The sequence below is a fragment of the Cyclobacterium sp. SOCE241 genome (genome assembly GCF_056867545.1).
Window position 1 is genome coordinate 1,010,638 of record NZ_CP149779.1, and the last position, 14,873, is coordinate 1,025,510.

Annotated in this window: 14 protein-coding genes; 6 read left to right on the forward strand and 8 right to left on the reverse strand. The window is 38.5% G+C overall.

The genetic code is table 11. The features are described 5' to 3' along the window. Nucleotide 1 precedes the first annotated feature (1 nt). Genes WG932_RS04790 through WG932_RS04800 form a run of 3 tightly spaced genes read left to right on the forward strand, consistent with a single transcriptional unit; the run spans nucleotide 2 to nucleotide 1,594 of the window. The gene (locus WG932_RS04790; RefSeq protein WP_483087154.1) at nucleotides 2-694 is read left to right on the forward strand and encodes a hypothetical protein; all 693 of its coding nucleotides are present in this window, start codon (nucleotides 2-4) and stop codon (nucleotides 692-694) included. Continuing rightward, nucleotides 682-1,281, forward strand: a complete 600-nt coding sequence (locus tag WG932_RS04795) for a MotA/TolQ/ExbB proton channel family protein (protein WP_339676877.1) — start codon at nucleotides 682-684, stop codon at nucleotides 1,279-1,281. Before WG932_RS04790 ends, WG932_RS04795 begins: the two co-directional genes overlap by 13 nt. After that, the gene (locus WG932_RS04800; protein WP_483087155.1) at nucleotides 1,262-1,594 is read left to right on the forward strand and encodes a DUF2149 domain-containing protein; all 333 of its coding nucleotides are present in this window, start codon (nucleotides 1,262-1,264) and stop codon (nucleotides 1,592-1,594) included. Before WG932_RS04795 ends, WG932_RS04800 begins: the two co-directional genes overlap by 20 nt. A 390-nt stretch (nucleotides 1,595-1,984) precedes the next feature. Here WG932_RS04800 and WG932_RS04805 read toward each other — a convergent pair whose 3' ends face one another. Further along, nucleotides 1,985-4,183 (reverse strand): outer membrane protein assembly factor BamB family protein, encoded by a 2,199-nt coding sequence (locus WG932_RS04805; RefSeq protein WP_483087156.1) that lies wholly within the window; start codon nucleotides 4,181-4,183, stop codon nucleotides 1,985-1,987. 64 nt (nucleotides 4,184-4,247) lie between these two features. Continuing rightward, nucleotides 4,248-6,050 (reverse strand): PQQ-dependent sugar dehydrogenase, encoded by a 1,803-nt coding sequence (locus tag WG932_RS04810; protein ID WP_483087157.1) that lies wholly within the window; start codon nucleotides 6,048-6,050, stop codon nucleotides 4,248-4,250. Between the two features lie 543 nt (nucleotides 6,051-6,593). On the opposite strand from WG932_RS04810, the gene WG932_RS04815 reads away from it, so the two are divergent. Both WG932_RS04815 and WG932_RS04820 read left to right on the forward strand, forming a co-directional pair. Then, nucleotides 6,594-7,565 (forward strand): phosphotransferase, encoded by a 972-nt coding sequence (locus tag WG932_RS04815; RefSeq protein ID WP_483087158.1) that lies wholly within the window; start codon nucleotides 6,594-6,596, stop codon nucleotides 7,563-7,565. Then, entirely contained in the window at nucleotides 7,566-8,441 is an 876-nt protein-coding gene (locus tag WG932_RS04820; protein ID WP_483087159.1) for a 3'(2'),5'-bisphosphate nucleotidase CysQ family protein, read from the forward strand. 196 nt (nucleotides 8,442-8,637) lie between these two features. Here WG932_RS04820 and WG932_RS04825 read toward each other — a convergent pair whose 3' ends face one another. From WG932_RS04825 to WG932_RS04850, 6 genes are all read right to left on the reverse strand, one after another. Then, nucleotides 8,638-9,108 (reverse strand): hypothetical protein, encoded by a 471-nt coding sequence (locus WG932_RS04825; RefSeq protein WP_483087160.1) that lies wholly within the window; start codon nucleotides 9,106-9,108, stop codon nucleotides 8,638-8,640. Next, complete coding sequence (locus tag WG932_RS04830) at nucleotides 9,042-9,689, reverse strand: hypothetical protein (protein WP_483087161.1); 648 nt, start codon at nucleotides 9,687-9,689, stop codon at nucleotides 9,042-9,044. The genes WG932_RS04825 and WG932_RS04830 overlap by 67 nt, the downstream gene beginning before the upstream one ends. Before the next feature lie 169 nt (nucleotides 9,690-9,858). Further along, a complete protein-coding gene (locus WG932_RS04835; protein WP_149393260.1) occupies nucleotides 9,859-10,845 on the reverse strand; it encodes an HlyD family secretion protein in 987 nt (328 codons plus the stop codon). After that, on the reverse strand, nucleotides 10,842-11,351 hold the full coding sequence (locus WG932_RS04840; RefSeq protein WP_483087162.1) for a DUF4956 domain-containing protein: 510 nt from the start codon (nucleotides 11,349-11,351) through the stop codon (nucleotides 10,842-10,844). Before WG932_RS04840 ends, WG932_RS04835 begins: the two co-directional genes overlap by 4 nt. Continuing rightward, nucleotides 11,336-11,512, reverse strand: coding sequence for a hypothetical protein (locus WG932_RS04845; RefSeq protein ID WP_483087163.1), 177 nt, complete (start codon nucleotides 11,510-11,512; stop codon nucleotides 11,336-11,338). The genes WG932_RS04840 and WG932_RS04845 overlap by 16 nt, the downstream gene beginning before the upstream one ends. Before the next feature lie 11 nt (nucleotides 11,513-11,523). Next, complete coding sequence (locus WG932_RS04850; protein WP_483087164.1) at nucleotides 11,524-12,777, reverse strand: lamin tail domain-containing protein; 1,254 nt, start codon at nucleotides 12,775-12,777, stop codon at nucleotides 11,524-11,526. A 741-nt stretch (nucleotides 12,778-13,518) separates the two neighbouring features. Here WG932_RS04850 and WG932_RS04855 point away from each other — a divergent pair. Next, nucleotides 13,519-14,838 carry a hypothetical protein gene (locus WG932_RS04855; RefSeq protein ID WP_483087165.1) on the forward strand — a complete coding sequence of 440 codons (1,320 nt, stop codon included), beginning with the start codon at nucleotides 13,519-13,521 and terminating at the stop codon, nucleotides 14,836-14,838. Nucleotides 14,839-14,873 lie beyond the last annotated feature (35 nt).

The following is a 14,873-nucleotide window of genomic DNA, read 5'->3' on the forward strand; positions in this document are numbered from 1 at the left end:
TATGGAACTTGTTTTACAGTTTCTATTTGGAATTGGCATTTTTAATGCTGTATTACATTGGAGCCAACATGGATTGGCTGTTAGGTTAATCAGTGCCGTGACTATGGCTCTGGTAGCCTATCTGTTTTATCCTTGGACATTAGAACAAAGCAGAGAGCAATTTGAAGTTTGGATGGCTGAACATGAATTAATGCAACAGTTGGCAGTTATATTGGTCATCGAAGCCCTTATTTTCATAAGTCTTGATCTTGCATTGATTAAAAGATTTTTTAATCTGCCAGTCGCTAGATATTTGAAGACAATGGCTTTATATCCAGGGCTATTTTGGCTAGTTGCCTTGCTTTATTTCCAAATGAACTGGTTTTATTCGTTTTCAGGGATAGAATTTGAAACCTTAGCCATTCTATATTCTCTTATAATTTTATTGGTCTTTAGCCTACTTCCACTTGGTCTACGGGCATTGCTCCCAGAACCTTACCTACGAATGGAAATAAGGTATATCTTAAGCTTTGGACAAATCATTGGTGCTATAGTGATTACTGTCCTTTGTCAGGGAATCCCTTATCATCCCAGTTATAATAGTTTTGAATTAAATACTTTATTGATCTTTCTAGGTACTGTAATTACCCTATTTCTCTTAGGTTTTTTATGGTCCAGGATTGCCAAACACATCAAATTAAAATGGAAATTTTAAATAAAATACTCTATTGGATAGCTACCGGTTTAATGTTACCGGTGATTGTGGTTCTAATTTTTCTGTTTCTTAAGGCCTTGGCTTCTTTAGGGGCTTTCTATGGAGATTATATCAGCCGCCTGAAAGACCAGAAAAAGCTTCATCCTTTTTTCAATGAAGCGGTGGAAAAGGACCTCGGAACCAAAGCAATACCTACTGGTAAAGGTTTATTATTTTCATACCTGCAACAATTGTTTACGTTTAGGTATTCACCGGTAAATCGGGAAAAAATTCTTACAGATTTTGAATTGGAAATGAACAGAAAACTCGGATCTACAAAAAGTATGTCCAGACTTGGACCCGTTTTAGGACTTATGGGAACACTTATTCCAATGGGACCTGCTTTGGTAGGCTTAGCTTCGGGGAATATTGCCTCAATGGCAGAAAATATGCAAGTAGCCTTTTCCACTACAGTAGTAGGTTTAATCGTAGGTGCCATAGGATACAGTCTCACTGAAGTTCGCCAGCGTTGGTACGCAAAAGATCTTTCTCAGTTAATGTATATTTCAGACCTTATAACAGAAGAAAATGAGACGAAGAAAAAATAGATTTCTCGACCAACAAGAAACTGATGATCCCATTTCCACTGTGGCCAATCTTTTTGATGTGGCCATGGTATTTGCTGTAGCATTAATGGTTGCCCTGGTTTCTCGGTTTAATATGGCAGAAATGTTAACCCAAGAAGACTTTACCATGGTTAAAAACCCAGGCAAGGAAAACATGGAAATCATTACAAAGAAAGGAGAGGAGATCACCCGCTATAAGTCCAACCAAGCAGCTAAGGCGGAAGGAAATAAAGGCAAAAGGGTAGGAATTGCCTATGAATTGGACGATGGAGAAATTATTTATGTGCCTGAATAGTAAGGGGGCATACAAGAAAGCCAATTCACTTTTTTAAGCTTACAATCCATTACCTTCTATAATTGGAACGTAAATAAAATTGGTGCTTGGATATAATTTGCTCTAGAAATAATGGAAATACTTCTCATATTATGTAGAATGATACCCGCTTCATACAGTGTACCATTCAACTTGGAAACATTTCCTTTAAGCCTTGAATCAGTTAATTAGCCTTATTTTAAGCCTGAAACATGCAATAGAAAATCTATAAGGTGCTAAAGCTCAGGATAGGTATTAGCCCAGACTTCCGTCAAGACGGAGAAATCCGATTACATAATCAGGGTAAAATTAATAATAAAGGAAAAGGCCCACCTTATTTTTTAATGGATCAATCCGGCAATGAAAATGCCATTACCGATCCGGCAGTATTTTTCGAATTTCCCCTACAGAAAGGACAATATATTGCTTGCCATTTACCTCATAGGTGCTGGGGTTGGCATTGGCAAATCCGGGTAGTTTGATTTCCCAACGTTTTTCACCGGTAACCTTATCAAAAGCTCTAAGTTGGTTGTCACGTGTTCCTGCAATGAAAACCAATCCTCCTGCGGTAACCATAGGTCCGGCAGATCCCCTTTCGCCGGTTTCCTCAGAACCGGTCTGGAGGTCCCGATTATTGCCCAATGGCACACTCCAAGCAAAATCTCCAGTATTTAGATCGATTGCATGTAGTTTACCCCATGGAGGTTTTATTCCCGGCCTTCCTTCCGGATCTCTGAAATATCCATAGGCTGTAAGGTTCAGGTAACGGTTGAGGCTGTCTGTGTTTTGGATTTCCGTTGATGCTCCTTGGTTAGTATTGATCTCTTCCAATAAGGATTGTTCTTCTTGGGGACTGCCACTGCTTTCGTTTTCAAATAGAAAGGCTAATATTGCCTCTTCCTTGGCCTTGTCTGTTATTACACTAGAGAAGCTGGGCATTTTTCCTCCTCCTTGTTTAATTTTAGCAAGCACATCTTCTTCGCTGATTCTTCCTTTTAACCCTACTAATGAAGGGTTACCTTGTTCATCTCCATTTTTGTCTCTACCATGGCAGCTGATACAATAGGTGGAATAGATCGATTCTCCCTGCTTGTAAACCGAGAGGTTAGTAATGGTATTCTCAGGCTCCACCTTTTTCATTCGCATGATTTCCGGTGAATCATTTGATCTGACATAAAAGAGACCGGTGGATGGATCGAAGGCCCCACCACCCCAGCTTGATCCACCACGTGAACCTGGAAACTGTAATGTCCCTTGTATGGAAGGAGGAGTGAAAATTCCTTCGTACCGAAGAGAACGAAATAACCTCACCAAAGAATCTCGAGAGGAAGGGGAGTAGTTGGCCAGATCTTTTTCGTCCAAGAATTGTCGGGTATAGGGATCAGGTTTTGTGGGAAAGGGCTGAGTAGGCCAAGTTTCTTCGCCGGGAATATCGGAAGATGGAACCGGCCTTTCTTCGATGGGAAACAAAGATTTTCCCGTTTCTCTGTTCAATACATAAAGAAAACCTACTTTTGAAGTTTGGGCAACTGCATCAATTTTTTTGCCTTCGTGTTCTACAGTTACCAAGTTCGGTGGTGCAGGCAAATCATAATCCCACAAGTCGTGATGTACAGTTTGAAAGTGCCAGATGTAAGCTCCGGTTCGAGCATTCACAGCTACTACGGAGTTGCCAAACAAATTCTTGCCTTTGCGGTCTGCACCATAATAATCGTAAGCAGGTGATCCGGTAGCAAAAAAGACCATGCCACGGGAAGCATCCAAACTAAAACCTCCCCAACTATTGGCACCACCACTGTATTTCCAGGCATCTTTGGGCCATGAATCATACCCTACTTGTCCAGGCATAGGAATGGTATGGAAGGTCCAGACCAATTCCCCTGAGCGTACATTGTAAGCCCTTACATGGCCTGGTTCTGCACCATAAAGTTCTGAAACCTCTGTGCCCAAAATCAATAAATCCTCGAAAATAATGCCCGGGGAAGTGGGAATTACCGAGATTTTATCCGGATCGCCACGCATGCCTTCGTTTAGGTCCACCTTACCTTCGTTTCCAAAAGAGGGGACCGGCATTCCGGTAGATGCATCAATGGCAAAAAGTTTATCACCCCCGGTAAACAGGATGCGTTGGTCCGAACCGTCTTCCCAGTACGTTACACCCCGTTTGACTCCACCTCCTCTTTCCCCATTAAAAGGATCAAAACTCCATTTTAATTCTCCTGTGGCGGCATCAACTGCAAATAACCGACCCCGAGCAGAGGTGGTATACAAAACATCATCAATGATAATTGGATTGCTTTCACTATTTTGTGGCCTGTCTCCTGTAATGCTGTCATTGGGTTCAAAAATCCACGCCAGAGCAAGTTTAGATACGTTTTCCTTGTTGATCTGATCAAGATGAGAGTAACTGGTACTTTCATTGTCGGCTTTATAAACTCCCCAATTGGAATAGCTGTCCCGCTTCTTTTGGCTACAACTTCCGCTCCAAAACAAAAAGAGAATAAAGAAAAACCATCCGTAGTTAAATGGGCTTGCATATTGTTGGGGCTTCGCTGAGAAAATCACTTTCATCTGATAGTTTAAGCATTAATAACCTGTAAATTAATAAAATTTTGGTTCAGGAGCACCTGTGCGTTTACTTGACTACCTTGGCCCTGATCTTGGAAACTTCACTCGGGCTTATGGCAGTAGCTTTGTTTCCCCATCTGTTACGAATATAAGAAGTTATGGAAGCCACAGCATGGTCGTCCAAAATGTTAGCATGAGGAGGCATATAGCCATTGAAAGTTTTTCCACGTACTGTGATCTCACCTTGTATGCCGTTCAGAATTGATTCAACAAGTATTTCAGGATCCCCAACAACGCGCTCGGATTGGGCTAGGGGAGGGAACCTATTATTGTCCCCTTGCCCATTTCGCTGATGGCAGGTAGCACAATAAGTGTTGTAAAGAATGCCTCCTTCAAGCAATGAACCTTTGTCCAAATTATCCACGCCTTCAATAGGGGTTTTGATATATGTTTTATGAGCGGTTTGCCGCTCCATTTCTTTAAGTTGTTCATCTCCAAACTCATCTTTACTCCCTTTGAACATGACCCGCCAAATTTTACCTTTATTGGAATCAGATATATAAAGGGATCCATCAGGACCTTCAGCCAAACCCATGGGTCGATATTTGGCATCTCCCGTATTTTCTACCGTACCTACCCCGGCAAAACCATCTGCAAATACCTCCCAGTCACTTGCTATACCATCAGCTAATGGAACGAAGCAGACAATAAATCCTGATTGTGGGTATGGGGAGCGATCGGTGGACCCATGAAATGCAATGAAAACGCCTTGTTTGTAGCGTTCCGGAAATTGGTTTCCCTGGTAAAATAATAGTTCCATAGGAGCCCAATGCCCAGGGAATCCAACTACAGGATTATCAAATTCTGAAGCCCTGCCTACTATCTTACCATCACCACCATAACCTGGGGACAAAACATTTTTACCTTGTAAATGGTCATAATAGGCATAAGGCCAGCCAAAATCAGCTCCTTCAGTTATTTTTACTAATTTTTCTGATGGTAATACTGCAGCTTGCCAAGATGAATATAATTTTGGGTATAGGGTATGAAAATTATCTATTCCGTTGACTACTCCATAAAGTTGGTCATCGAGTGGACTCCAAGTCATGCCGACAATGCTACGTAGTCCGGTTGCAAATTTAACGCCATCTGATTGAACTTGCCCTTCTCTGTTGGCATCAAACTTCCAGACCCCTGCATTCATCTCACGTTCAGGACTGGGATCTAAACCTTTTCCTTCCGGAGTACCTGTTGGTCCAAATATCTCAATATCTTGCCCTGCATCTGAAGGGGAACCAAACGGAATGTACATGTTTCCTTTCCCGTCAAAAGCAGCAGGTTTCGTCGTATGCCAATTCCGGGCTACATTGGGATGGGTATCTGTAAGGATAACTTCCGTTCTGCTACTAGGCACCAACTCTCCAGGATTTAATTTATTTCTCAAAACTTGATTAACAGTGCTTGTATACAAGTATCCATTGTAAATGGTAACTCCCACAGCAGAACCGCCAACATCTTCATAGTCTCCAAAACGGACTACGGAGTCGGCTTTTCCATCTCCATTAAGATCTCGAAGGCCTATGGTACCTCCTTGTTTATCTCTGGAAAAGCGCAGTTTGGCATAAATGTCTCCATTATCGTTAACGGCAATATGTCGGGTTGGGCCTGCACTGTCGATCACCACTAAGGCTTCAAATCCACCCGGAAGAATTAAACCACCGTTATCTTCATCAGCAGTAGGTAATACTCCTTGCTTATTTTCACAAGAAAAGCTGATTAGTAAAACGGTGAATAAGATGTAATTCCAAAACCTATGGCAAGCGGAAAAATTCGTATAAACAAATTTGGGTAATCTAAATAAGCGGGGCATAATCTGTCTAGTGTTTTAAAGGTTGTTAGCATTTTGAAGGGGTAATTTAACCTTACTGAGCCTAAAAATTCGCATCAGTCTTGCCATTTTTGTAGAAACTTTTACAAAAGGCGGAGTTTTTCGTCCTTACACCGCTTGGTTTCAAAGAGTTAAAATGCATTGTAAATCTGAATTTGTTGGGTAAATACCCATCTATTTCAAAAGTGATTTAATTGAAAAAATCCCCCTGTTTCCCCCTTAAAGGAGGGATTTGTGCATTTTATATTTAGCGGATGCGGTTCACTTGCTAACTTTATCAGCCCGATGAATTATAGGAAATAAACATCAGATAGCCATTTACTAAAATCTCCCTTTTTCCTCCTTAAAGGAGGGATTTGTGTCCATATGAAGAGAAATCACCAGATATGTATAATTCCACACAGAATTCGCCTATAAGAAGAAAATTTCGGTAATTTGGTTTTAAGTTAGCGTCAGTTAGTAAATAAGACAGCCCTTTTATTTAGTAACCATACACCTCCATATATTTAAAATCCTATACAGTCCATGCCCTCAATCGAATCCCAAATCCTACAATGTACAGAAGCGACAGCCATTCTTAAGACTGCACAGGTGCAAACCTTATGGAGTGGTTATGGCACTATAAAACGCTATACATTAGAAGGAGGGAAGCACAGGTCGATAATTGTGAAGCATATTTTACTTCCCGAGACCGGTAAGCATCCCAGAGGTTGGAACACGGATTTGTCTCATCAAAGAAAAGTCCAATCCTATGCAGTGGAAAGTTACTGGTACCAACATTATGCCCCTTTAACCAATCCGAATTGCCGTGTGCCACAATTGCTACATGCGGAAGCTGAAGGAAATATGAGATTGCTTATAATGGAAGACCTCAATGCTTCAGGTTTTCCTATCCGACTGAAGCCTGAAACCGTTTCAATTTCGGCTGCCAAAAATTGCTTGACTTGGCTGGCAAATTTCCATGGGAAATTCATGCAAGTTCAACCTAAAGGACTTTGGGAAATAGGCAGCTATTGGTACCTGGATACAAGGCCAGATGAGTTGGCAAAAATGAAAAATAAATCTCTAAAGCAGATGGCTTCAGCCATTGATCAGAGGCTTAATGAAGCCAAGTTTCAGACCTTAATACATGGAGATGCCAAGGTAGCAAATTTCTGTTTTGGTCCCGAAAACCAGGTGGCAGCTGTGGATTTTCAATATGTGGGCAAAGGATGTGGCATAAAGGATGTGGCTTACTTTATTAGCAGTTGTTTTGCAGAGGAAGACTGCCAACACTTTGAAGAGGAACTGTTAAACCATTATTTTAATGTACTTGAATCAGCGATGGATAAACATATTGATTTTCAAATGGTTAAACAAGAATGGTCAGTGCTTTATAAATATGCTTGGGCAGACCTATACCGCTTCCTTGATGGCTGGAGTACAGGTCATTGGAAGATGCATGGTTACAGTAAACAACTTACACAAGCTGTAATAGAAGAACTAAATAGTGAATAAATGCTCGAAAAAAACGATTTAGAAAAACTTTGCAAGGAAGCCGTTGAAGCAAGCGTAGAAGCTGGGAAATTGATACAATCACAGGTAGATCAATCTTATAGGCAACAAGAAAAGCAAGGAGGATATTCCAAGGCATCTCAGGTAGTGACCGAAGTTGATTTCAAGGCCCAGGCCATTATACTAAAACATTTGGCTCCCAATATAGCCAAGCATGATCTGGGTTTACTCACAGAGGAAGCTGCAGATAATGAATCCCGCTTAATTAAAGATTATTTTTGGTGCATTGATCCTCTAGATGGGACACTGCCTTTTACCGAGCAGCGTCCTGGATATGCGGTTTCCATTGCTCTTATTTCTCGATCTGGAGATCCTATGGTCGGAGTGGCCTATATACCTGATGAGGATTTGTGTTTCAGTGCGATTAAAGGAGAAGGGATTGTACGAAATGGTCAATCTTTTAGTCTGGCAAAATCTGCCGATGATGATTCATTAAATATTTACATAGACAGAAGTATGCAGGATGCAAGTTATTTTCAAGAACTAAAAGCCAAGACAAGGCAATGGGCAGAAGGTCAGAATCTTACCAATGTGTACTATCATATTGGTTTTGGCGCAGTTCGGAACGCATTGTCCGTTTTGTCTCATAGAAATGCTTGCTATTTTAAATTCCCCAGAAAGGAAAAAGGAGGAGGGAGCATTTGGGATTTTGCTGCCACTCGCTTAATTTTTGAAGAATTGGCTTTGCCTGTAACCAATAGTAAAGGAGATAATTTACACCTAAATTCTCCTGACACCACCTTTATGAACCAGCAGGGGGTTGTGTATGCCAGTAACCGGGCACTTGCCAACCATTTAAAACATTTCAAATTTTCCTAATAATAAAAAAATTAACATTATAAAATTGAATTAGGTTAATATTGTAACCAAATTCTACTAATCCGCCAATGTCATTAGAAGTGTTAAAAGGCGCAGAAACTATTATTGCCAAGTATTCACTTTTATTTGGCTTTTGATGCTGAAGCATAGCAAAGGGTCATTCTACCTATAAGGAAATGATTAATGGGTACTTTAACTAATTCATTTCTTGACTCAGGTAGTTTTTAAAAGGACTTTGCTGAAGCATTTCGGCATATGACAGGTAATCAATATAAGCTAGGTAAATTTCTTTTTTTAGCCTTGCAGCAATTGTTTTAGACTTTATCATGCTCCTTTTCAACTGGATCATTACAACCGGATTGCTGCTTTTCATCTCTTGTAGCCTTTTTGCTAAAGCATCCACGTCCATACTTTCCAGTTGTTTCTCCAACTTTCTGTAACGTATAATAAATTGCTTGATTTTTTGTGAAGCCATATTAAATCCAGACTCTTGAAGGATATTTGCCTCATTCAACTCACCCTCAGCTTCGATCATTTCTAATTTTCTTTGCGTGATTTTGTTTTTATTAGGATTGAAAATAGGGATAGTTACACCCAATCCTATGCTCCATGGGCTTCGGTCTTGTTCAATTCGGTATTGCTCATATTTGGCTTGTAAATAGCCCATATCAATATTGGTTTTTCCAATGCCATTTCGGATTTTGCCAATGCAATTTTCTTTTCTCGATAAGCAATTTCTCCTTCTCCGGTATTGATTTCTCCCAAAGCAGTGATCATTTGTAGCTTATCTATTGAAATTAGATCATCCATTGACCAGGAAATGGTCTGATTTTGGGCGTAGGGATACAATTTAGCAATTGTATTGATTAACTTATCTTCTTCAAAGTATAAATCTTCCAAAGAGGCGGTTTTTTCAATCTGCTCTATTTTTAACTCTGCATACTCATTGGCGTCAAAGAAACTTGAAAACTGTTGGGCTTCTAGCATACTAACTAATGCATCAGAAAGTTTTTGGTCATCTTCTTTCAAAGTTTTCTGCTCTTGTAAATAGGTCCACTCAATAATGGTTTCATACCGAATCTTTAACATGTTCTTTAGTTCACGCTGACGATCCAGACTGAGCAATTCTTGATAGGTATTAAAATATTCATTATTTCTTTTTACTTCCCAAGGGTTAGAAGGCTTAACTCGAAGGGCATATTCTTGACGCCCACCATCAAGCTGGTTACTTTCTGTACGTAGTTCCAATTCTTTGACTGGTGCCAGGTTATAGGGGAAGCATTTAGATAACTGTCTTGTTCATCAAAAGACCGTATCAAAGGATCTTCCAATACAGCTGTTAAAAATGATTCCATTGACACCTGAGCATGTGAAAACATGGGCAAGATTAAGCATAATATTAAAAGACACCTCATAATTACCTGATCAAAACCTTTTCTCCATTGAAGAAGGCATTTTCTCCGGGAATCTCTATAAATACCTGTTGACCAAATGCCTTTATAGCTGTGGATTTTTGTAAAATTTCAGGCAATTCGCTTACTGATCCATATCCAATGACTCTACCTGCTACTAGGTTTCTTTGTTGGTCATAGGAGGCTACATTAACTTCCTTGCCAACGCCAAAAGTGCTTGCTTTTTTTCCAACCAAATAAGCTACTACTGTGGTAGGATGAAGTGGATTAATTTCTAGCAATGGGGCATAAGCATCTACCTGTTCACCAGGTTTTACATACACTTTTTCTACTACACCGGAAGCCGTTGCATATTTATTTAATTTACCTTTTTCTGTTTGAAGAATCTTAAGTTCACTCTCCAATAGTTGGATTTGATTTTGCAGGATATGTTGATCGGCTTCACTTTCCTGAAGTAAATCTTCAATTTTAATGGCTTGGGCTTCCAAATGTCTTTCTTTTTGTACCTTTAACGAATTTAATTTTCTGGCCATAGGAGCACTGACTTCAACTGCTTTTTCCGTAATAAATTGTTTGGTAAGGGCTTCATTCATACGCATTTCACTTTCCAGTTCCATTACCTTTTCGTCCAGCTCTTCTATTTCAATGCCATTTTCAGCCTTTATGTAAGCAATTTTTGCATTGGTAAGTTTGGCTTTTTCTCGCAATTCGGCTTTCGCCATGGAAATACGGTTGGAAAGGCGGGCAATGTCTACTTCTAGTTCCTCACTGCTAAGTTCAACTAATAATTGCCCGGCTTCTACTTCCATTCCAGGTACCACATTGACTGATCTTACCAACGCTGTTTTTTCTGTTTTTACTTTGTATTCAGTAGTTTCTGCAATACCAATGGAAGCTTCACCACTTCCTTTGAAGTATTTGGCACTGATATACAACATGCTTACAAGCATGCACCCAATAAATACATAAAACCAATTTGTCTTTTTCATCATCTATTTAATGTTTCATTGGAAGCTAATTTCAATTGAATAACCCCTTCGATATTTTCAAGGGCTTTTGCAAGGTCAGCTGTATTTGTATCTTTTTTTAAGGTTACTGCATATTGATACCTATATTGTTTGTCTGCATTTTGAGAAATGGACAACTCTCTAAATTCTATGCAATAGGTAGCAAGAAGTGATGTAATTTGCCTGATACCCTTAGCATCCACCATTAAAAAGGTCAGCTGGCTATTATGCGTAAAACTTCGAAAAGGTGAAAAATGAAGCATAAAAGCAATCAAACAAAAGATAATTGTTCCGACAAAAGATATGGTATATCCATAAACTCCGATGGCCAATCCTGTACTTAATGCTGCAAACAAAAACAAAACGTCTCTTGGATCATCAACCCTGGTTCGAAACCGGATGATGGCCATGGCACCAAAAACTCCCAAACCACGAGCCAGGCTGTCGCCTATGGCCATCATTACCAATGAAGTGACTACGGCTCCAAGCACCAGCGATTGAAAAAATTATTGGGATAATATGTTCCTATAAAGGTTAACCTATGGGTTATGGCTATCACTGAAGATAGAATAAAGGCCCATATAAAGCCATAAGTTATATTTACCAACTGAGGATATTCATATACAGGCTGGTCCGGAAATAATTCAAACATATTTACCTTTTTTAGTCGTTAGATTGTCCCGGTGAAGGTGATGTTAAAGCACTCCAGGATTCCCCACCATCTGAAGTCCTTCCAAAAGATATATCTTCACTTTGTTCCTCAAAAGAATAAGAATCTATGGTCCTTCCGTCAACATAAAACAAACCTATAGCTTCTCCATCTGAGCTCAAGCTAAAATCAAGATGTAGCGTTCCCTGATCTGTGGAACCGTCGGCCCAAAGTAGTAAATAACCTCCCGCTGGTATTGTAGTGGCCTCAGGGTCATCTGAAGGTATTTGGTACATAAATGGATCTTCCACATCATCTGACACGTACATTCCTCCAATATTTATGGCTGAGGTTCCGGCATTGTATATTTCTATCCAATCATCAAACTCTTCTTCACCGCTATCTGTATCCGGACAGCAATTCTCATTACTGGCCATAAACTCATTTATAAAAAGTTGGGGCAATACGTCTGTATTGATTTCATACGATTCTGTATTTTCGGGCGCACTTGAAGGTTTGTAGGACGAGCTTCCATCAGTACCTATGACTTCAACATAATAGGAAACAACAGCCTCTGTTGAAATTGCAGGAATTGTTCCTACATATGAAGTACCACTCTCATAGGTCATTTCTACCACTGTAAAAGCGCCATCATCCAGCTGGTAGTACAGATTCATTTCTGCCACAGCAGCTGTTGAAATTAATTCTGCCCAAATTTCTACACTTTCATCAAGTCCTGGTACTAAAGGGTTACGATCGATAGAATTTATGGCAGGTGAACTACCATCACCATTTGAAGTACCTTGAGTTACCGTACCGGTTATCGCCCAGTCCCCAGATCCATCCGGAAATCTCGCATAAGATTGGCCCTCATCTAAATCAGGAAACTCCACTTGGTCAAGGACTGTTCCTACTCCATTTTCCAATACAACCAATTCGCCGGAGGAGGAGAGCTTAAAATTGGTGTTTAGCCCTGTTCCTAAATCATTACATAAAAAAACCAAATAACTCTTAGAGGCAATGCTTGTTCCAGAAGGAATGGCATATTCATTGCCCTCATCTGATAAAGTGTATCCTCCCAAGTCCACACTTGTTTCCTGTGGATTATACAGTTCAATCCAGTCTTCACCGGATGCATATATTTCATTGATATAAATCTCATCAGCCACAGTGTCGGGCAATATTTCTTCGTCTTCAGTACAAGCAAAAGAGAGTAGAGGAATAGCAAGGAAAAATTTAATGCGATTAAGGCTTTTAATCGTTACCATGGAGTTCAGATTTAGTTTGTCGTTTTCATTTGAATTATTAGACGACAAAATCAAAATTACCCCTCGCTGGAAATAAAAAAAACATAAATTTTTTAAAGAATTGGAACCCAAATAGTGCTATAATATTCAGGTTCACAGCCAAATAAGGTACAATTCAAAAATTCTTTTAGTTAAGAGATAATGTTTTGGAAAGAATAGGTCCCATCCACTGCTTCATTTCAATTTCCATGGATAGCTCGATAGCACTCTTAAGTAGAGAGAAAAAAGGAAATTAAAAATTTTTAGAATTAGTAGTTTTTACTAGGTATCTTCATGGAAAGCATTCTCTAGTAGATTTTCAAATCTTTGTTTTTTACTTCTCAAACTTTCTTAATCATGGAGTAGAGTACGCTATGTTCAAATATTAGGAGTTAATTGGAGTTTCAAACTAAATGTATTTTAAAGTTTATTTGATTTAAAATTAATCTAAATACAACTAATGATTTATAACATGAACATTAAATTATATTTAACTATACTATTTATATTTATATCCTTTCTCTCAAATGCACAGAATTACACCTTTGAGATTTTAGGCCCTATAGTGACCGAAAAGGAATATAAGATTTTTGATCATAAATTCAAATACGTAAGAGGATATAAACAAAAAAGGCTAGATAAGCTTGTGAAAAAGGGAAATATTGATTTTTTAAAAAAAGTAGCCTCATTCAAGTATCAAGATTTTTCTTTGGTAATAAAAAAATGTATAAAATAAATAAAGAGGACTCTTTTCCTTGGTTTTTGGCAGCATCAAACCTTGGGGATTTTGAATCAAAATATAATATAGGATTATTTTATTTATTTGGACATGGCGTAACAAAGGACTATAAAGCTGCATTTACAGCTTTTAAGGAATTGACGGAAAAGGGATATGACCCAGCAAGAGAGATGCTAGGATATTGTTATTATGAAGGATATGGTGTGGAAAAGGATATTGATTTGGGATCATACCATATTTTATCACTAAGAGATAGTTTGATACAACCCCTAGCTAAAGTAGCTCTAGGTAAAATATACCTTGAAGGAAATAATATTAAGAAAGATACTTTAAAGGCAGTAGAAAAATTCCATGAAAAAATCAGGTTTCATATAAGTCAAGATATCCTTTTAAGTTTATTGTATTCCAAATCCAGGGTAAGTGTTAAGAAAAAACTTATTGAATTAGCGGGTAACTCTTCTAGTGCTTTAAGCTATATATATAGTAGATCTATTGAGCGTAATTCCTCAAAAATGAGTTCAGAGGTATTTTATGATTATTCTAATATTATTTTCAGAAGCCCTTTCATAAATAGAACTTGGGAACAAACCCAAAAAGCGATTGATACTTATTTGATTTATAAAGATACTGTCAGCCATTCAATAAATGAAGATGATTGGTTCTATGGATATAATCTTTATCATATAAATTATTTAAGAGGAGATCCTAATTTAGCTACAACCGGGGTTCAAGTTATGGAGACTGCTGCAACAAATGATAATCAGTTTGCGAGAGAATTGTCCAATATTTATAGAAATTCTGCGTACCAACATATTAGAGATTCAAAAAAGGCTAGTTTTTGGGAACTTAAAGAAGAACTTTATGAAGATTCAAATTCAGATATTGCAACAATTTTAGCTTTGGCAACTGGGAACAATAGGGAAAAAGATGTAACAAAAGCTTATCAATTAGCTAAAATAGGTTTTGAACGGACATCTGTATATGATAAAGATTATAATGCTTTTTATTATTTGTATTATAGCTTATGTAAAATATCTAATATGGCCAATTCGGAAGATTGCCTTAAATTAGAAAAAGCATATGCTGAATACATTTATGCTTGGTCTTGTAATAAAGAAGGAAAAACAACCTGTACTACTTGTAATGGTTCTGGCAATACACCAACATATAGAAGTAATACAAGGCAATGTACAACTTGCAATGGATTTGGATACCTAAAGTGTAAACCATACCTTAATTTGCCAAAAGACTATATTACTGAGTTGGTACCTTCAGATTACAAGAATATTTCCCATTTACCATAGCAATTTTAAAGTTAGAATTGAGCTTATCTACAAAA